General features: G+C 53.3%; 17 protein-coding genes, 2 tRNA genes and 1 pseudogene. 13 read left to right on the forward strand and 7 right to left on the reverse strand.

Annotated elements, in window-relative coordinates:
- Nucleotides 1-16: 16 nt before the first annotated feature.
- Nucleotides 17-256 carry a DUF1289 domain-containing protein gene (locus ACQ3G7_RS14090; protein WP_263096925.1) on the reverse strand — a complete coding sequence of 80 codons (240 nt, stop codon included), beginning with the start codon at nucleotides 254-256 and terminating at the stop codon, nucleotides 17-19.
- 122 nt (nucleotides 257-378) lie between these two features.
- On the opposite strand from ACQ3G7_RS14090, the gene ACQ3G7_RS14095 reads away from it, so the two are divergent.
- The 5 genes from ACQ3G7_RS14095 (at nucleotide 379) to ACQ3G7_RS14115 (ending at nucleotide 4,704) form a co-directional block, all read left to right on the forward strand.
- On the forward strand, nucleotides 379-972 hold the full coding sequence (locus ACQ3G7_RS14095) for a TetR/AcrR family transcriptional regulator (RefSeq protein ID WP_263096927.1): 594 nt from the start codon (nucleotides 379-381) through the stop codon (nucleotides 970-972).
- A gap of 58 nt (nucleotides 973-1,030) precedes the next feature.
- Nucleotides 1,031-2,125 carry an alkene reductase gene (locus ACQ3G7_RS14100; RefSeq protein WP_263096929.1) on the forward strand — a complete coding sequence of 365 codons (1,095 nt, stop codon included), beginning with the start codon at nucleotides 1,031-1,033 and terminating at the stop codon, nucleotides 2,123-2,125.
- Nucleotides 2,126-2,219: 94 nt separating this feature from the next.
- Nucleotides 2,220-2,627 carry a lactoylglutathione lyase gene (gloA, locus tag ACQ3G7_RS14105; protein ID WP_430890281.1) on the forward strand — a complete coding sequence of 136 codons (408 nt, stop codon included), beginning with the start codon at nucleotides 2,220-2,222 and terminating at the stop codon, nucleotides 2,625-2,627.
- A gap of 91 nt (nucleotides 2,628-2,718) precedes the next feature.
- On the forward strand, nucleotides 2,719-3,372 hold the full coding sequence (rnt, locus tag ACQ3G7_RS14110; protein WP_430890282.1) for a ribonuclease T: 654 nt from the start codon (nucleotides 2,719-2,721) through the stop codon (nucleotides 3,370-3,372).
- A 396-nt stretch (nucleotides 3,373-3,768) separates the two neighbouring features.
- Nucleotides 3,769-4,704 carry an omptin family outer membrane protease gene (locus ACQ3G7_RS14115; RefSeq protein ID WP_430890283.1) on the forward strand — a complete coding sequence of 312 codons (936 nt, stop codon included), beginning with the start codon at nucleotides 3,769-3,771 and terminating at the stop codon, nucleotides 4,702-4,704.
- 60 nt (nucleotides 4,705-4,764) lie between these two features.
- Here ACQ3G7_RS14115 and ACQ3G7_RS14120 read toward each other — a convergent pair whose 3' ends face one another.
- Nucleotides 4,765-5,109: a Grx4 family monothiol glutaredoxin gene (locus ACQ3G7_RS14120; RefSeq protein WP_263096934.1), complete on the reverse strand. Its 345-nt coding sequence runs from the start codon at nucleotides 5,107-5,109 to the stop codon at nucleotides 4,765-4,767.
- 335 nt (nucleotides 5,110-5,444) lie between these two features.
- Here ACQ3G7_RS14120 and ACQ3G7_RS14125 point away from each other — a divergent pair, with 335 nt between their 5' ends.
- Entirely contained in the window at nucleotides 5,445-6,281 is an 837-nt protein-coding gene (locus ACQ3G7_RS14125) for a C40 family peptidase (RefSeq protein WP_430890284.1), read from the forward strand.
- A 122-nt stretch (nucleotides 6,282-6,403) separates the two neighbouring features.
- A complete protein-coding gene (sodB, locus tag ACQ3G7_RS14130) occupies nucleotides 6,404-6,985 on the forward strand; it encodes a superoxide dismutase [Fe] (protein WP_430890285.1) in 582 nt (193 codons plus the stop codon).
- 33 nt (nucleotides 6,986-7,018) lie between these two features.
- Here the strand turns inward: sodB and ACQ3G7_RS14135 are convergent, their stop codons facing one another.
- Together ACQ3G7_RS14135 and cydH are read right to left on the reverse strand one after the other, a co-directional pair.
- Entirely contained in the window at nucleotides 7,019-8,188 is a 1,170-nt protein-coding gene (locus tag ACQ3G7_RS14135) for an MFS transporter (protein ID WP_430890286.1), read from the reverse strand.
- A gap of 171 nt (nucleotides 8,189-8,359) precedes the next feature.
- A complete protein-coding gene (gene cydH, locus ACQ3G7_RS14140; protein ID WP_094192965.1) occupies nucleotides 8,360-8,449 on the reverse strand; it encodes a cytochrome bd-I oxidase subunit CydH in 90 nt (29 codons plus the stop codon).
- A 297-nt stretch (nucleotides 8,450-8,746) separates the two neighbouring features.
- Between cydH and purR the strand changes: the two genes are divergently transcribed.
- Nucleotides 8,747-9,772 (forward strand): HTH-type transcriptional repressor PurR, encoded by a 1,026-nt coding sequence (purR, locus tag ACQ3G7_RS14145; protein ID WP_134318267.1) that lies wholly within the window; start codon nucleotides 8,747-8,749, stop codon nucleotides 9,770-9,772.
- Here purR and punR read toward each other — a convergent pair.
- Nucleotides 9,769-10,703: pseudogene (gene punR / locus ACQ3G7_RS14150) on the reverse strand (DNA-binding transcriptional activator PunR). The gene purR and the pseudogene punR sit on opposite strands and share 4 nt — an antisense overlap.
- A gap of 113 nt (nucleotides 10,704-10,816) precedes the next feature.
- Between punR and punC the strand changes: the two are divergent.
- Nucleotides 10,817-12,016, forward strand: coding sequence for a purine nucleoside transporter PunC (gene punC / locus ACQ3G7_RS14155; protein ID WP_430890287.1), 1,200 nt, complete (start codon nucleotides 10,817-10,819; stop codon nucleotides 12,014-12,016).
- Nucleotides 12,017-12,315: 299 nt separating this feature from the next.
- Nucleotides 12,316-13,464 carry a cyclopropane fatty acyl phospholipid synthase gene (cfa, locus tag ACQ3G7_RS14160; RefSeq protein WP_430890288.1) on the forward strand — a complete coding sequence of 383 codons (1,149 nt, stop codon included), beginning with the start codon at nucleotides 12,316-12,318 and terminating at the stop codon, nucleotides 13,462-13,464.
- A 67-nt stretch (nucleotides 13,465-13,531) separates the two neighbouring features.
- On the opposite strand, the gene ACQ3G7_RS14165 is transcribed toward cfa, so the two are convergent.
- Nucleotides 13,532-14,176 (reverse strand): riboflavin synthase subunit alpha, encoded by a 645-nt coding sequence (locus tag ACQ3G7_RS14165; protein WP_430890289.1) that lies wholly within the window; start codon nucleotides 14,174-14,176, stop codon nucleotides 13,532-13,534.
- Between the two features lie 319 nt (nucleotides 14,177-14,495).
- On the opposite strand from ACQ3G7_RS14165, the gene mdtK reads away from it, so the two are divergent.
- From mdtK to ACQ3G7_RS14180, 3 genes are all read left to right on the forward strand, one after another.
- Complete coding sequence (mdtK, locus tag ACQ3G7_RS14170) at nucleotides 14,496-15,869, forward strand: MdtK family multidrug efflux MATE transporter (RefSeq protein ID WP_430890290.1); 1,374 nt, start codon at nucleotides 14,496-14,498, stop codon at nucleotides 15,867-15,869.
- Between the two features lie 151 nt (nucleotides 15,870-16,020).
- Nucleotides 16,021-16,097 (forward strand) — tRNA-Val (locus tag ACQ3G7_RS14175).
- Between the two features lie 12 nt (nucleotides 16,098-16,109).
- Nucleotides 16,110-16,186 (forward strand) — tRNA-Val (locus ACQ3G7_RS14180).
- A gap of 67 nt (nucleotides 16,187-16,253) precedes the next feature.
- Here ACQ3G7_RS14180 and ACQ3G7_RS14185 read toward each other — a convergent pair.
- Entirely contained in the window at nucleotides 16,254-17,309 is a 1,056-nt protein-coding gene (locus ACQ3G7_RS14185) for an NAD(P)-dependent alcohol dehydrogenase (protein ID WP_430890291.1), read from the reverse strand.
- Nucleotides 17,310-17,334 lie beyond the last annotated feature (25 nt).

Below are 17,334 nucleotides of genomic sequence, written 5' to 3' on the forward strand. Positions count from 1 at the left end.
ATACGCATTCAAGGGGTCAAAACAGTGAAGGTTGCTGTGGTTCTTCTGCCGGAAGGGATTTGTTCGCACGCATTTTGCGCAGAAAGCGTTGATGACACAGTCGCAGAACCTCCTGCTTTTGTGTATCGGTCATTTGTTGCCAGTTGAATCGCTCATCCCGGCTGCGCATGCAGCCGCGGCAATAGCCTTTTTCATCCGACTGGCAGATGCCGCGGCACGGGCTCTGGATAGGGAAAAACTCCAGTTGTTCTGGCACTGTCGTCTCCTGCAATACACGCGTTATCTCTACTATTGAAGACTGCATACCGGCAACGCGCAACCCGAAAAGCGCATTGTTTGCCACTTGCAACAGACCAATCGGTCTAGTACATTGTCGCCATGAACAGACACACCGAACACGATACACGCGAACATTTACTGGCTACCGGCGAGCTGCTCTGCATGCATCGCGGGTTTACCGGAATGGGCCTGAGCGAGTTACTGAAAACAGCGGAAGTGCCGAAAGGCTCTTTCTATCACTATTTTCGCTCCAAAGAGGCGTTCGGTGTGGCTTTGCTTGAGCGACATTATGCGGGTTATCACCAGCGGTTGATCACCCATTTCGCCAGCGGTCCCGGAAACTACCGCGACAGGCTGCTGGCCTATTACCAGGAAACGCTCAATCAGTTTTGTCAGCAGGGCATTATTAGCGGCTGCCTGACGGTGAAGCTCTCTGCTGAGGTGTGCGATCTGTCAGAAGATATGCGCACAGCGATGGATAAAGGCGCAAGCCGTATCATCGTTCTGCTCAGCGAAGCGCTGGAAAAAGGCCGTGCAGAGCGAAGTCTGACCTTTGCCGGTGAGGCATTAACACAGGCGCAAGTTTTGTACTCGCTCTGGCTGGGTGCGAACCTGCAGGCGAAGATTTCCCGTAGCGCCCTGCCGCTGGAAAGTGCGCTGGCGCATGCGAAAACCATTATTGCGACGCCTTAGCTACTCGGGCGTTTTTATTTCACCTTTCACTAGTCGACCGGTCTATTCAGGAGTTGTTATGTCCAGTAAGTTATTCACGCCGCTGAAAGTGGGCGCAATTACCGCACCGAACCGTGTTTTGATGGCGCCGCTGACGCGCTTGCGCAGCATCGAACCCGGCGATATCCCCACTCCGCTGATGGCGGAGTATTATCGCCAGCGCGCCAGTTCCGGGCTGATCATCAGCGAAGCGACACAAATTTCTGCTCAGGCAAAAGGCTATGCCGGCGCACCGGGTCTGCATAGCGCAGAGCAAATCGCTGCGTGGAAAAAAATCACGGACGCCGTGCACGGAGACAACGGCCGTATCGCCGTACAACTGTGGCACACCGGCCGTATCTCTCACACCAGTTTGCAACCTGGCGGACAAGCGCCAGTTGCACCATCGGCCATCAGCGCCGGGACGCGCACTTCGCTGCGCGATGCCAACGGCAACGCCACACGTGAAGATACGTCGATGCCGCGCGCACTGGAAACCCGTGAAATCCCGGGGATCGTTGACGACTTCCGTCAGGCTGTGGCCAACGCCCGTGAAGCCGGTTTTGACCTTGTAGAACTGCATTCCGCTCATGGTTATTTGCTGCACCAGTTCCTGTCGCCTTCCGCAAACCACCGCACAGATCAGTACGGCGGCAGCGTGGAAAATCGCGCCCGCCTGGTGTTGGAAGTGGTGGATGCGGTGAGCAAAGAGTGGAGCGCTGACAGGATTGGTATCCGCGTCTCGCCTATTGGTTCCTTCCAGAACACCGACAATGGCCCGAACGAAGAAGCCGATGCGCTGTATCTGATTGAAGAATTGGGTAAACGCGGTATCGCCTACCTGCATATGTCCGAGCCAGACTGGGCAGGCGGTGAGCCTTATACGGACGCATTTCGCGAAAAAGTACGTGCGCGCTTCCATGGCCCAATCATCGGCGCTGGCGCTTACACCGTAGAGAAAGCCGAAGACCTGATCGGAAAAGGTCTGATTGATGCGGTCGCCTTTGGTCGCGCTTACATCGCCAACCCTGATCTGGTGAAACGCCTGCAATTGAAAGCAGAACTGAACCCGCAACACCCGGAAACGTTCTATGGCGGTGGCGCAGAAGGCTACACCGATTACCCCGCGCTGTGATCCTCTGATTGTTCATTGATAGCGGCGGCTTTCCGCCGCTATACTAAAACAGTGTTTCTGACCGGAACGGTAAATCATTTAAAAAGAGGACATTATGCGCTTACTTCACACCATGCTGCGCGTCGGCGACCTGCAACGCTCCATCGATTTCTACACCAAAGTGCTGGGCATGAAGTTACTGCGTACCAGTGAAAACCCGGAATACAAATACTCGCTGGCGTTTGTGGGTTACGGCCCGGAAACCGAAGAAGCCGTGATTGAGCTGACCTACAACTGGGGCGTGGACAGCTATGAGCTGGGTACAGCCTATGGCCACATTGCCCTGAGCGTGCCCAACGCCGCAGAAGCCTGTGAAGCGATCCGCAAAAACGGCGGCAACGTGACCCGTGAAGCGGGCCCGGTCAAAGGCGGCACCACGGTTATCGCCTTTGTTGAAGATCCGGATGGATACAAAATCGAGCTGATCGAAGAGAAAGATGCCGGCCACGGTTTAGGCAATTAATGCTATCGGGCGCGCTTTGCGCCCGCTGTTTTACATCCCTTCGTAAAATTTGCCATAATGCGCTGCCCTTTTTCCGTCTCAAGAGATCCTGATGTCCGATAACGCTCAACTTGCTGGTCTGTGCGACCGTTTTCGCGGTTTCTATCCTGTTGTGATTGATGTTGAAACCGCAGGGTTTAACGCCAAAACCGACGCGCTGCTGGAAGTGGCCGCCATTACCCTGAAAATGGACGAACAAGGCTGGTTGATGCCTGACAGTACGCTGCATTTCCATGTTGAGCCATTTGAAGGGGCGAACCTGCAGCCGGAAGCGCTGGCGTTTAACGGCATCGATCCGACTAACCCGCTGCGCGGTGCGGTGAGCGAACACGATGCGCTGCACGCGATTTTCAAAATGGTGCGCAAGGGCATTAAAGACCAGGGATGTAACCGCGCGATTATGGTTGCCCATAATGCCACTTTCGATCATAGCTTTATGATGGCCGCTGCCGAGCGCGCATCATTAAAACGCAACCCGTTCCATCCTTTTGTCACTTTCGACACCGCATCACTGAGTGGGCTGGCGCTGGGCCAGACGGTACTCTCTAAAGCCTGTGCCGCTGCGAGCATTGCCTTTGACGCCACACAGGCGCACTCCGCACTGTATGACACCGCCCAAACCGCTCTGCTGTTTTGTGAAATAGTCAATCGCTGGAAACGTCTTGGCGGTTGGCCATTACCGCTGGCTGAAGATCCTCAACCATAAATACCAGAAATATTCTATGCCGGTTGCATTCAGTGACCGGTTATTAACACAGTTAATCGAAATTAGATAAACACATATCGTTTTCTTAAATTCCCCTTCATATTCTTTTTCTGCCAACCTAACCATTATTAACAGACAAAAACGCCACAAAAGCCTGCGCAAGCTTCGTGAAAAAACTCGCTATTCACCTTTAGCAGATTAACTCTCTCATTTCACTTAACGGCATAAAAATATCATTAAGACAGCCGATGATATTTTGGCGCACCTGAATGCTGTGAGAAATACATATATTAATCATGAATGAATTAATCCATCACGTAGATGCTGGGTTATTTTTAATTTATTTCAAGGTGAGCATAGAAGGACCCGCTAATACATTTTGATGAAGGTGAAATAATGCACAAGTTCAATATTATTCTTGTTCTGTTTTTTATCCCTATGGCTTTTCCGGCTGCGGCCGAAATGCAAGATCGCATGTTTAACCGGGATCAGGTTTCTGCCGGGATTACCGTGGGTACCCTGGGCGGCCTGACCCATGAAAGGGTTTATGCGCCCGATCAAGGGGGGCGAAAACTCAGCCAACTCGACTGGCGTTACCGCAATGCTGCTGTTGTTCAGGGCTCTCTGGAATGGAACGCCATGCGGTGGTTCTCCTTAGGCGTATCAGGTTGGTCAACATTTTCCAGCGGAAACAGTCATATGAATGATTACGACTGGCAAAACGCTGCGCAGAATTCGTGGACCGATCGCAGCTCGCACCCTGATACGCAGCTCAACTTTTCCAATCACTTTGATGTGAATGTGAAAGGCTGGATGTTTAACACCCCCGGATGGCGTCTGGGATTAATGGCGGGGTACCAGGAGAACCGCATCAGCTTTCACGGTAAAGGTGGAAGCTACAGCTATAATAATGGTGCCAATACCGGCTCCTTTGATCCCAACGAAATCAATATTGGCTATAAGCAACACTATCAGATCCCCTATGTCGGTCTGACCGGAAGCTATCGTTATAACGATATTGAACTTTCCGGGACATTGAAATACAGCGCCTGGGCACGAACCACCGGAAATGATGAGCATTATCTCAGAGACCTGACGTTTATTGATAAAACAAAAGAACAGAACTTCTTTTCACTTGCTGCCAGCATGGGTTATTACGTCACAGAGAATATGAAGCTCTATATTGAAGGCACCTGGAATCGGGTGGCAAATAAGAAGACTGACGTCAATGTTAATAATTACAGCCAAAATATAAGCGCAGATTATAAAAATGGTGGCGGTATTGAAAGCTATAATATGCTAACCACCGCAGGGCTAATCTATACCTTCTGACCGTAAAAAAGGGTTCATGCCGGAACATGAACCCTTTTAGCAACGTGAACCGCGTGCGGCTTACTCCGCGCCCTGCTCGCCCTTGTGTTTAGCGGCAGCTTCTTTGATCAGCGTCTGCAACTCACCGCGTTGATACATCTCAATCAGGATGTCGCAGCCGCCAACCAGTTCGCCATCCACCCACAGTTGCGGGAAGGTTGGCCAGTTAGCATATTTCGGCAGTTCTGCGCGGATATCCGGGTTCTGCAGAATATCAACATACGCGAAACGTTCACCACAGGCAGACAGCGCCTGCACAGCCTGAGCGGAGAAGCCGCAGCTTGGCAGCTTCGGAGAGCCTTTCATGTACAGCAGAATCGGGTTTTCAGCGATCTGGCGCTGGATTTTTTCAAGTGTCGTGCTCATTGTCTTGCTTCCTTCAACTTCTACGGCAGATGGTGGACATTGTAACGGTTCAGGCAGCCAACAGAAAATAACATTTTGTTCACTGGTGATGATTTTACGCCCATGCCTGAAAAGTTGCCTCCAAAATGTGACTTAACACAATTCGGATTTCGCCTGTTGCTTAACTCTTAACCGCCATAGAAACGTTTTGCTGCTTTTTTTTGCGCTTGCTAACGAAACGCAGCTATAGATGCAAAAACACTCTTAACTTTTGTGCTTTTTATGGATTAGAATCGACGGGTTTTGAAATCATACGCACGCATTGTTAAATGCCTGCTCTAACAGGGGATTGCTCAGTGGCGCGAATACCAAAATCTTCGATCACGCTCTGTGCTTTGTTGTTCACCACGCTTTCTTTCACGCCATTGGCTAACGCCTCTGAACAGGCGCGAGCGTCGGCCGTGCAAAAATCGCATCTGGCGAAAGCATCCGAACGTAAGAAAAAAACCACATCGCAAAAGACATCAAAGAAAAACAGTCGCAACGCAGAAACCAAAACAACGAATAAAAAAACGACGGAGACCAAAAAAGCTCCGGCAACGAAGAAAGTCACCACCAGCAGCAAAGCCAGCCAACTCTCTACGCGTCGTAATAAATCCAGCCAGACCAAAACCGCAGCTGTCACCTGGACCGAAAAATGTACGCCGCGCAAAGGCCACAAGCCACACTGCGTTAAAGTCAAAAGCACCAAATCGGCCGCGCTTGCCGATGTGCACAAAGTCCGGATCCAAAAAGCGCAGAAAACCGCCATGTCCAAGCTGATGAATCAGATTGGCAAGCCGTACCACTGGGGCGGCACCTCGCCTAATACCGGTTTCGACTGCAGCGGGCTGGTCTATTACGCCTATAAAGATTTGGTGAAATTCCGCATTCCCCGTACGGCAAATGAGATGTATCACCTGCGTGATGCCTCGCCGGTGAATGTCGCAGAACTGGAAAGCGGCGATTTGGTCTTCTTCCGCACCCAGGGTCGCGGCACAGCGGACCACGTTGGCGTTTACGTGGGGAACGGCAAGTTTATCCAGTCACCGCGCAGCGGTCAGGATATTCAGGTGACCTCGCTGAGTGAAGATTACTGGCAGCGTCACTACGTCGGCGCCCGCCGCGTGGTCACACCGAAAACCATCCGTTAATCCGGTTACCTGTCGCCACGGCGGCAGGTAACTCTCTCTTTTGTCACCCCTTTCTATTTGCTACTCTATCCACACACTCAGTAGGGCTATTGGGTGTATTAAAATAATGAAGGAGAGTAGCAATGTCGTTCGAATTACCTGCATTACCGTATGCGAAAGACGCCCTGGCGCCGCATATCTCGGCCGAAACACTGGACTACCACTATGGTAAGCACCATCAGACCTATGTCACCAACCTCAATAACCTGATCAAAGGCACCGCCTTCGAAGGTAAATCGCTCGAAGCCATTGTTAAGAGCAGCGAAGGCGGCGTGTTTAACAATGCCGCGCAGGTCTGGAACCACACCTTCTACTGGCACTGTCTCGCCCCGAACGCGGGTGGCGAACCGACAGGCGCGCTGGCTTCGGCGATGGCGAAGTCCTTCGGTAGCTTCGCTGAATTCAAAGCACAGTTTACCGACGCGGCGGTCAAAAACTTTGGTGCAGGCTGGACGTGGCTGGTGAAGAAGGCGGATGGCGAACTGGCAATTGTGTCAACATCTAACGCGGGTACACCGCTGACGACGGATGCCACGCCGTTGCTGACCGTTGATGTCTGGGAACATGCCTATTACATCGATTACCGTAACGCCCGTCCGAACTATCTGGAGCACTTCTGGGCGCTGGTAAACTGGGACTTTGTGGCGAAAAATCTCGCTGCATAAATCTCACCAGGAGGGGGAAACCCCTCCTGATTATTATTCTGCTGCTGCGCAGGCACGTTCTGGCTGAGCACGTCCCGAAAAGAGCACCACCAACAGGCCAAGACCCGCGATAATCGCCCCCATCACCGGCACAAAGCTATAACCCAGACCACCGGATATCACCGCCCCACCGGCTGCGGCACCCAATGCGTTCCCCAGGTTAAATGCGCCAATGTTCACGGAAGAGGACAGGCCCGGAGCTTCATGCGCCACACGCATGACCCGCATTTGCAACGGCGGCACCACGGCGAAAGTCGCTGCCCCCCAGACCACCATGCTGACCGCCGCGCCGATCGCGCTCTGTGCAAGAAACGGGATAGCCAGCATGATGGCAATCAACAGCACCAAAAAGCCTTTAAGCGTACCGGTCACGGACCGATCCGCCAGTTTACCGCCAAGATAGTTGCCGATGGAGAACCCAACGCCAATCAGTACCAGCATTGCCGTAATAAAGACGGGTGTCGCATCGGTAATGGTTCGCAGAACCGGTGAAATATAGGTATAGAGCGTGAACATCGCCCCTGCCCCCAGCACCGTGGTCAGCAGCGCGGACAAAACCTGCGGGCGCATCAGCACCGCCAGCTCTTTACGCACCTCCGGGCGTTCCCCGGCGCCGCCTTTCGGCAGCGAGAAGAACAGACTCAACATCGCCACAATACCCAGCGCTGCGGTAGCCATAAACGACATGCGCCAGCCAATGGTTTCACCCAGCCAGGTCGCAGCCGGCACACCGCCGATATTGGCGATGGTTAGCCCCATAAACATGGTGGCGACGGCGCTGGCTTGCTTTTCTTTGGCGACAACGCTTGCAGCAACCACCGATCCCAGGCCAAAGAATGCGCCGTGATTGAGACTGGTTACGATACGCGCCAGCATCAGGGTGGCGTAATTCGGCGCAATCGCCGACAACACGTTACCCAGCGTAAAAATCGCCATCAAAAAAATCAGCGCGTTGCGTCTGCCACGATGAGAAAGCAGCAACGTCATTAACGGTGCACCGACCATTACGCCGACAGCGTAGGCGCTAATCAGCATCCCCGCCGCCGGGATAGAAACGTCAACGCCGCGGGCAATCACCGGCAGTAATCCCATTGGGGAGAACTCGGTCGTACCGATGCCAAAGGCGCCAATCGCCAGGGCGAGCAAAGGGAAATTCATTTTCATAAACTGACTCCGGAAAAGCCGTGTCGCTTCGGGACACTGTCGCAGAAGTCAAAAGTATGACATCAATCACAAAAAACTGCCGTTAGCGGAATGACAAAAGAGTATTGCAGAATTGATAACAATGCGGGGAAACGAAAACGGAGGGAGAAACCGGTTCCCCCTCGCGCGGGATCAATGCAGTGCAGCGGTCAGGGCGCCGAAAACGATCAGGCTCAGCACGATGACGGTAGTGAACAGTGAATACTTCAGGTCGGTGCTCATCAATTTTCTCCGTTTTAATTTCCACACAAAAAGTGAGATAGCGCATTTTTGCACAAATAAACGTAAAAATCTTGCAGGAATTAGCACGTCAGACGTTTTATCACTTCCCCTTTTGCTCAAGATCAGACAAAATTCGACGCTAAATTTATTAGCGTACCGGCCATTGACTCCCCTCCTGACGTCCAGTGTCTTTTTCCCGGCGTACCGCACCCCCGATCATGGGTACAGGGTGATTGAAGGCAAACGTTTACCTTATGTATTATCAGGAGCTTGAGATATGGTCTGGAGTGACATCTGATGGCAACGATCAAAGACGTAGCGAAGCGAGCAAACGTTTCCACCACAACCGTATCACATGTAATTAACAAGACACGTTTTGTCGCCGAAGAGACGCGCAATGCCGTGTGGGCGGCGATCAAAGAGCTGCATTATTCACCGAGCGCCGTGGCGCGCAGCCTGAAGGTGAATCACACCAAATCGATTGGCCTGCTGGCCACCAGCAGCGAAGCAGCCTATTTTGCCGAAATCATTGAGGCTGTTGAGAAGAAATGCTTCCAGAAAGGCTATACCCTGATCCTCGGTAATGCCTGGAATAACCTGGAAAAACAGCGCGCTTATTTGTCGATGATGGCGCAAAAGCGCGTAGATGGCCTGCTGGTCATGTGTTCCGAGTATCCGGAATCCTTACTGAGCATGCTGGAAGAGTATCGCCATATCCCGATGGTCGTTATGGACTGGGGCGAAGCCAAAGCCGACTTTACCGATACGGTGATTGATAACGCCTTTGAAGGCGGTTATATGGCCGGGCGTTATCTGATCGAACGCGGTCACCGCGATATCGGTGTGATCCCGGGTCCGCTTGAGCGCAACACCGGTGCGGGTCGTCTTGCCGGTTTTATGAAAGCAATGGAAGAAGCCACCATTTCCGTACCGGAAAACTGGATCGTTCAGGGCGACTTTGAACCCGAATCCGGTTATCGCGCCATGCAGCAGATCCTTGCGCAGACGCATCGCCCGACGGCCGTCTTCTGCGGCGGCGATATTATGGCCATGGGTGCGCTGTGCGCTGCGGACGAAATGGGATTGCGCGTCCCGCAGGATATTTCGGTGATCGGTTATGACAACGTGCGTAACTCCCGCTTCTTCACGCCATCACTGACCACAATACACCAGCCGAAAGATTCGCTGGGTGAAACCGCATTTACCATGCTGCTTGACCGTATTGTGAATAAGCGCGAAGAGTCGCAATCCATCGAAGTGCATCCGCGCCTGATCGAGCGCCGCTCGGTCGCCGATGGTCCGTTCCGCGATTACCGCCGTTAATCCCCTTTTGCGGGAGCCCTTATTCCGGCTCCCGCAGCCATTCCCGATTCAGCGTTTCACTGTCCCCCAGGTACTCAAGAAGCCAGTTCAGTGCAGGTGATGCCTCGTTCTGCTGCCACGTCAGGCAACAAGCGGCATCCGGGAAGGGATTTTCCAGTTCCAGCGCCACCCACTCCCCACGATCGAGCCAGGGTCTGGCAAAATGCGCCGGGACCATTCCCACGCATAACCCTGCTGACAGACAGGCTTCGGATGATTTCCAGTCCGGCACCATCACCCGTTTCTGATTATCCAGTAGCCAGGTAATACGCTTCGGTAACGAGCGCGACGTATCTTCCTGTATCAGCGAAGGCCAGTTACGTAACGTCTCATCGCTTAACGGGCCAGGTAGCGCCGCCAGCGGGTGTCGGCGAGAAACCACACATTTCCAGCTCAGCATACCCATATCGCGAAAAGCATAGCGCCCGCCGACAGGAATGGCTTGCGTTGCGCCAATAGCCAGTTCAACACGCCCGTCGGCCAGCGCATCCCAGACGCCGTTAAACACTTCCTGGTAAACCTGTAGCTCCACATCGCTAAAGTGACGATAAAAATCGACGATCAACTGCCGCGTGCGTTCGGGCCTGACAATGTTGTCCACCGCAATCGCCAGTTGCCCGCGCCAGCCATTGGCAATCTGCTGGCACTGTTGGCGGGTGACCTGCATTTTTTTGATAACAGAACGTCCTTCTTTCAAAAACCAGACGCCAGCGGGAGTTAACTCCACATCGCGGTGACGTCGTTCAAACAGCGGAACCGCCAGCCACTCTTCCAGTTGCCTTACGGTATAGCTGACGGCAGAAGGAACACGGTGCAACTCCTGAGCTGCACCGCTAAAACTGCCGTTACGTGCGACAGCATCTACCACTTCCAGCGAATATTCTGACCACATAATCTGCCTGCAAAAAATTTGAAACCACTGCGCAAATATTAGCGTTTCACAAGGAGGAATGCACTCCTTACACTCGACAACCCTGATAACCTGCACAAAGAAGAGATACCACAATGCAACCTGGCAAAGGATTTTTAGTCTGGCTCGCGGGATTAAGCGTGCTGGGCTTTTTAGCCACCGACATGTACCTGCCCGCTTTCAGCGCCATTCAGCAAGATTTAGAGACCTCCTCCGCGGTGGTCAGCGCCACATTGAGCCTGTTTCTGGCCGGGTTTGCCGTTGCACAACTGCTGTGGGGACCGTTATCGGATCGCTATGGACGCAAACCGATTTTGTTAACCGGTCTGGGGATTTTCGCCGTTGGCTGTCTGGGAACATTATGGGTGCGGGACGCCACGCTGTTACTGGTGCTGCGTTTTGTACAGGCTGTAGGGGTCTGTGCTGCAACCGTAAGCTGGCAGGCGCTGGTCACGGATTATTACCCGTCACACCGCGTTAACCGCATTTTCGCCACCATTATGCCGCTGGTCGGGCTGACACCCGCACTGGCCCCCCTGCTCGGCGCGTGGATCCTTGCGCATCTCAGTTGGCAGGCAATCTTTGCCACGCTGCTGGTGATTACGTTGGTGTTGATGATCCCGGCGTTACGCCTGAAACCGTCAGTAAAGGCAACAGCGCATGATGAGCAGCCACTGACCTTTATGGATCTACTGCGTGCCCGCGACTATCGCGGCAATGTGATTATCTATGCGGCCTGTTCCGCCAGTTTCTTCGCCTGGCTGACCGGCTCACCGTTTATCCTGCACGAGATGGGGTATGGCCCCTCTGCGATCGGCCTTAGCTATGTACCGCAGACCATTGCGTTTCTGGTGGGGGGTTACGGTTGCCGCGCTGCGCTACAGAAGTGGCAAGGCGAGCGACTGCTTCCCTGGTTGCTAAGCGCGTTTGCCCTGAGCGTGATTGCCACCTGGGCGGTCGGCTTTATGCCGAACGTGTCGCTGACCGCGCTGTTGATCCCGTTCTGCTTTATGGCAATGGCCAATGGCGCCATTTATCCCATCGTGGTTGCCCAGGCATTACGCCCTTTTCCGCAGGCAACCGGACGTGCCGCCGCGTTGCAAAATACCCTGCAACTTGGGCTGTGCTTCCTTGCAAGCCTGGTGGTCTCATGGCTTATCGCCACGCCGTTGCTCACTACCACCAGCGTCATGCTGTCGATGGTGTTGCTGGCGACGCTGGGATACCGTCTGCAGCGGCAACCGCATCGCGGGTATGCGAAAGAAGCCACCACACCGGCGTCTTCACGGGGATAGTCGCTTCGGCGATTATCTCTAAGTCACTGATTAGCATGCTAACAGTTTTCTGTTGAATCACCTGATATTGAAGCCTATACTAAATTTCGCTGTTTTATAAATACGATAAATATTATGAAGTAACGGGCGTCGGATTACGCCCGTTTCACCATGGAAGGCCTTTCGGCAAGGGTTCTCTCCCTTCCTCTGTTCTACGTCGGATATCAGCCTCACGGCGAAAACCGTGAGATTTCTCACAAGCCCGAAAAAGCGTCTACGCTGTTTGAAGGTTCTGATCACTGGTTAGTGATGGAGAAGTTATGAGTTCATCGTGTATAGAAGAAGTCAGCGTACGGGATGATAATTGGTTCCGTATAGCAAACGAACTGCTGAGCCGCGCCGGTATCCAGGTTAATGGCCCCGCAGCATCAGATATTCAGGTGAAAAATCCTGATTTTTTCAAACGCGTTTTACAGGAAGGTTCGCTCGGACTCGGCGAAAGTTATATGGACGGCTGGTGGGATTGCGATCGGCTGGACATCTTCTTCACCAAAGTTCTCCGCGCCGGCCTGGAAAGCCAACTCCCGCACCACCTGAAAGACACTCTCCGCATTGCCGGAGCAAGATTATTTAATCTGCAGAGTAAGAAACGGGCCTGGATTGTCGGTAAAGAGCATTACGATCTCGGTAATGACCTGTTTACCCGCATGCTGGATCCACAGATGCAATACTCTTGCGCCTACTGGAAAGAGGCCGACACCCTTGACGACGCACAGCACGCTAAACTGAGGCTTTGCTGTGAAAAACTGCAGTTAAGACCGGGCATGCGTGTGCTGGATATTGGCTGCGGATGGGGCGGGCTGGCGCAATTTATGGCGCAGAATTACGGCGTCAGCGTGGTGGGCGTCACCATTTCCGCCGAGCAACAAAAGCTGGCGCAACGGCGGTGTGAAGGCCTGGATGTGGAGATCCGCCTGCAGGATTACCGCGACATGAATGACCAGTTTGATCGCATTATTTCTGTCGGTATGTTTGAACATGTCGGGCCGAAAAACTATGCGACCTATTTCAGCGTGGTGGATCGTAATCTCAAACCCGATGGCATTTTCCTGCTGCATACCATTGGCTCTAAACGTACCGATCACAATGTTGATCCGTGGATTGACCGTTACATTTTCCCTAACGGTTGTCTGCCTTCCGTACGCCAGATTGCCGACGCCAGCGAAGCGCATTTCGTGCTGGAAGACTGGCATAACTTTGGCGCCGATTATGACCGCACGTTGATGGCGTGGTATACGCGTTTTCTTACCGCGTGGCCGGAGATTGCCGATAACTACTCCGAACGGTTTAAACGGATGTTCAGCTACTATCTGAACGCCTGCGCAGGCGCGTTTCGCTCGCGGGATATCCAGCTCTGGCAGGTGGTCTTCAGTCGGGGTATTGAACGGGGATTGCGCGTGGCGCGCTGATCCCCGCCATAAAAGAAGGCCGCACGGCAAATGTGCGGCCTTTTTTATTTTCCCCGTCGGGAAGCCATTACTCTTCGCTAATCGCAGCAGAGACAGCAGCAGCCTCTTTCGCCGCCAGTACGCGCTCAACGGTATCGACAACCGCCTGCGTTTGCGGATCGATTTCAATATTGACGCGCTGCCCCAGTTTTTTGGCTCCGAGCGTGGTGCGTTGCAGCGTCTCCGGGATCAGGTGCACGCAGAAACGGCTGCTGGTCACTTCCCCCACCGTCAGGCTGATGCCGTCAATACCGATAAAGCCTTTATACAGGATGTATTTCATCAATGCCGGATCCGACACCTTGAACCAAATCTGGCGATTATTTTCCGAGGTGAGGATTTTGACGATTTCCGCAGTGGTCATAATATGGCCAGACATCAGATGCCCGCCAATTTCATCACTGAACTTCGCCGCGCGTTCCACGTTTACCGCATCACCAATGCCCAACTCGCCCAGGTTGGTAATACGCAACGTTTCTTTCATTAAATCGAAACTAATATGACTGCCGTCGATGGCCGTCACGGTCAGACAACAGCCATTGTTCGCGATGGAAGCACCGGTTTCGATGCCCTCAAGCATATGCTCAGGAAGTTCAACGACGTGGGTGCGGAAATTGGGTTTATCATCAATAGACACCAGTTTTGCCGTGCCCTGTACAATACCAGTAAACATACCTACCACTCCTGTTCCCATTCATACGGCGTTACCGTGTTCTTTACGCACAATAACAGGTGGAAATTGCCCTTGCCAGTCTCAATCCCGCCGCTGCGCGTTTTCCCGGACGGATGACGATAAGATGAACAACGGGCTGCGTGCGGCAAGAAAGCATTGATGCAGGGTTAACATGGCAAAAGCGGGGCTTAACAGGTAATATTTGAACACATGCCGCATTTATCGCAGTGCGGCATCGTTTTTAGCACAAGGAAAAACTCCTTCCTGAACAGTTGTTCCATTCTCTCTTATAACTACAAAACAATATAAAGGTGTTCTCGTGCAGAAGTATGTTACAGAAGCGCGTCAGTTACTGGCACTCGCCTTGCCGGTCATTGTTGCGCAGGTCGCCCAGACTGCAATGGGCTTCGTTGATACGGTAATGGCGGGTGGCTATAGCGCCACGGATATGGCCGCTGTCGCTATTGGTACCTCTATCTGGTTTCCCGCAATTCTCTTCGGCCACGGTCTTTTACTGGCAATGACGCCGGTGATTGCCCAGTTAAACGGCTCCGGACGTCGCGATCGCATCGCCCATCAGGTCGGTCAGGGTTTCTGGCTGGCGGGCATTGTGGCGGTGTTGATCATGATTGTGCTGTGGAATGCCGGTCATATCATCCATGCGATGCATAACATCGACCCGATTCTGGCGGAAAAAGCCGTGCGTTTTTTACGTGCGTTGATGTGGGGCGCGCCTGGCTATCTCTTTTTCCAGGTGATGCGTAACCAGTGCGAAGGCCTGGCCCGCACGCAGCCAGGCATGGTGATGGGCTTTGTCGGCTTGCTGGTGAATATCCCGGTGAACTATATCTTTATTTACGGTCACTTCGGCATGCCGGAACTGGGCGGCGTCGGCTGCGGCGTGGCAACCGCATCCGTCTATTGGGTGATGTTTCTCTGCATGCGCATGTATGTAAAACGCGCCCGCGCCATGCGTGATATTCAGCACGCCCAGCGTTTCGCTAAACCCGATCCCGAGGCGCTAAAACGCCTTGCGCAACTGGGGCTGCCCATTGCGTTGGCACTGTTTTTCGAAGTCACGTTGTTTGCGGTGGTGGCCCTGCTGGTATCGCCGCTGGGCATTGTTGATGTGGCCGGTCACCAGATTGCGCTTAACTTCAGTTCGCTGATGTTTGTTCTGCCGATGTCACTGGCCGCAGCGGTGACCATCCGGGTGGGCTTCCGTCTGGGGCAAGGTTCAACACTGGATGCCAAAACCTCGGCGCACACCGGGTTGATCGTCGGCGTGTGCATGGCGGCGGTTACGGCGGTGTTTACCGTGCTGATGCGCGAACAAATCGCCCTGCTCTATAACAAAAACCCGGAAGTGGTGACGCTCGCCTCGCACCTGATGTTGCTGGCGGCGATTTACCAGATCTCTGACTCCATTCAGGTGATTGGCAGCGGTATCCTGCGCGGTTATAAAGATACGCGTTCAATCTTTTTTATCACCTTTACCGCCTATTGGGTGCTGGGGCTGCCGTCTGGCTATATTCTGGCGCTGACCGATCTGGCGGTCGACAGAATGGGCCCGGCCGGTTTCTGGATGGGCTTTATTATTGGCCTGACGTCTGCAGCGATCCTGATAATGCTGCGGATGCGCTTTTTGCAGCGCCTGCCTTCAGCAACGATTTTGCAGCGCGCCGCGCGTTAAAATGGCCGTAGCCGCCAGCTGGCGGCTACTTTCACAGCGTTTTGCTCAGTTGTTCCGCAATCACGTGAATTCAGGAATAAATTTGCCATTTTCCGCTTGCCACTTCTCCGGCCTGCCGCTAATATTCGTCCCCGTTGTCAACCACAACACTGCGTTCATAGCTCAGTTGGTTAGAGCACCACCTTGACATGGTGGGGGTCGTTGGTTCGAGTCCAATTGAACGCACCATTCCTTCTCAGTGCGTCCGTAGCTCAGTTGGTTAGAGCACCACCTTGACATGGTGGGGGTCGATGGTTCGAGTCCATTCGGACGCACCATTCTTAAGTTTCCTTTTCTTTATCCCGCTGCCTGAAGCAGCAGACCGCAAGCGGCCTGCCACACACTTTATGCCGTCAGGGTCTGCATATCGATCACAAACCGGTATTTCACATCGCTTTTCAGCAGACGTTCAAACGCCTCGTTAATCTCGTCCATGCGGATCACTTCCGAATCAGCGGTAATATTGTGTTCGCCGCAGAAATCCAGCATTTCCTGCGTTTCGGCAATCCCACCGATGCAAGAGCCGGCGATAGAACGGCGCCCTATCAGCAGCGGTACGGTGTTAACGGTAGGCTCAATGTCCCCCAACAACCCGACAAACACCAGCGTACCGTCCAGCGTCAACGTGGAAATATAGCCGTTAATGTCGTGGGTATAGGGCACCGTATCGATAATCAGCTCAAACTGCCCTTTCACTGCCTCCATCTGTTGCGCATCGGTAGAGAGCACCACATGGTGCGCTCCCAGGCGACGGGCATCCTCCTCTTTACCCGGCGAACGGGTAAACAGGGTCACTTCCGCCCCAAGCGCGTGCGCCAGTTTCAGCGCCATATGTCCTAAACCGCCCAGGCCGATAACCGCAACTTTGGTGTCTTTTTTTACCCCCCAGCGACGCAGCGGCGACCACGTGGTAATGCCCGCGCAGAGTAGCGGCGCAACAGCTTGCGCATCCAGGTTCTCAGGAATGCGCAACACGAAATCCTGAGAACAGACAATCGACTGCGAATAGCCGCCAAACGTCGGGCGGTGATCGTGGCGGTCAATACCGTTATAGGTCTGAATATTGCCCTCTTCGCAATACTGTTCCAGACCCTGCTTGCACGGCGAACATTCACGACAGGAATCGACCATACAGCCGATACCGACTAAATCACCGGCTTTAAATTTGCGTACGTCGTCGCCAACCGACACCACGCGGCCGATAATTTCATGGCCCGGTACGATGGGATACTGGCTGAATCCCCAATCGTTACGCGCCTGGTGCAAATCAGAATGGCATACGCCACAGTACAAAATGTCGATAACCACGTCATCGGCACGGGGATCGCGACGCTCAAAATGAAAAGGCGCCAGCGGGGCTTTATTCGACTGCGCGGCATAACCGAGGACTTTCATGGTCATGATCTTTCTCCGTAGATTTTTCAGG

This window comes from Kosakonia sp. N21, from assembly GCF_050587465.1.
Classification (GTDB): domain Bacteria; phylum Pseudomonadota; class Gammaproteobacteria; order Enterobacterales; family Enterobacteriaceae.

Excerpts from the sequence above, each read along its gene's own strand:
- ACQ3G7_RS14095 (WP_263096927.1), top strand. The coding sequence starts at position 379 with ATGAACAGACACACCGAACACGATACACGCGAACATTTACTGGCTACC.
- ACQ3G7_RS14100 (WP_263096929.1), top strand. The coding sequence starts at position 1,031 with ATGTCCAGTAAGTTATTCACGCCGCTGAAAGTGGGCGCAATTACCGCA.
- gloA (WP_430890281.1), top strand. The coding sequence starts at position 2,220 with ATGCGCTTACTTCACACCATGCTGCGCGTCGGCGACCTGCAACGCTCC.
- rnt (WP_430890282.1), top strand. The coding sequence starts at position 2,719 with ATGTCCGATAACGCTCAACTTGCTGGTCTGTGCGACCGTTTTCGCGGT.
- ACQ3G7_RS14115 (WP_430890283.1), top strand. The coding sequence starts at position 3,769 with ATGCACAAGTTCAATATTATTCTTGTTCTGTTTTTTATCCCTATGGCT.
- ACQ3G7_RS14120 (WP_263096934.1), bottom strand. The coding sequence starts at position 5,109 with ATGAGCACGACACTTGAAAAAATCCAGCGCCAGATCGCTGAAAACCCG.
- sodB (WP_430890285.1), top strand. The coding sequence starts at position 6,404 with ATGTCGTTCGAATTACCTGCATTACCGTATGCGAAAGACGCCCTGGCG.
- ACQ3G7_RS14135 (WP_430890286.1), bottom strand. The coding sequence starts at position 8,188 with ATGAAAATGAATTTCCCTTTGCTCGCCCTGGCGATTGGCGCCTTTGGC.
- cydH (WP_094192965.1), bottom strand. The coding sequence starts at position 8,449 with ATGAGCACCGACCTGAAGTATTCACTGTTCACTACCGTCATCGTGCTG.
- purR (WP_134318267.1), top strand. The coding sequence starts at position 8,747 with ATGGCAACGATCAAAGACGTAGCGAAGCGAGCAAACGTTTCCACCACA.
- punC (WP_430890287.1), top strand. The coding sequence starts at position 10,817 with ATGCAACCTGGCAAAGGATTTTTAGTCTGGCTCGCGGGATTAAGCGTG.
- cfa (WP_430890288.1), top strand. The coding sequence starts at position 12,316 with ATGAGTTCATCGTGTATAGAAGAAGTCAGCGTACGGGATGATAATTGG.
- ACQ3G7_RS14165 (WP_430890289.1), bottom strand. The coding sequence starts at position 14,176 with ATGTTTACTGGTATTGTACAGGGCACGGCAAAACTGGTGTCTATTGAT.
- ACQ3G7_RS14185 (WP_430890291.1), bottom strand. The coding sequence starts at position 17,309 with ATGACCATGAAAGTCCTCGGTTATGCCGCGCAGTCGAATAAAGCCCCG.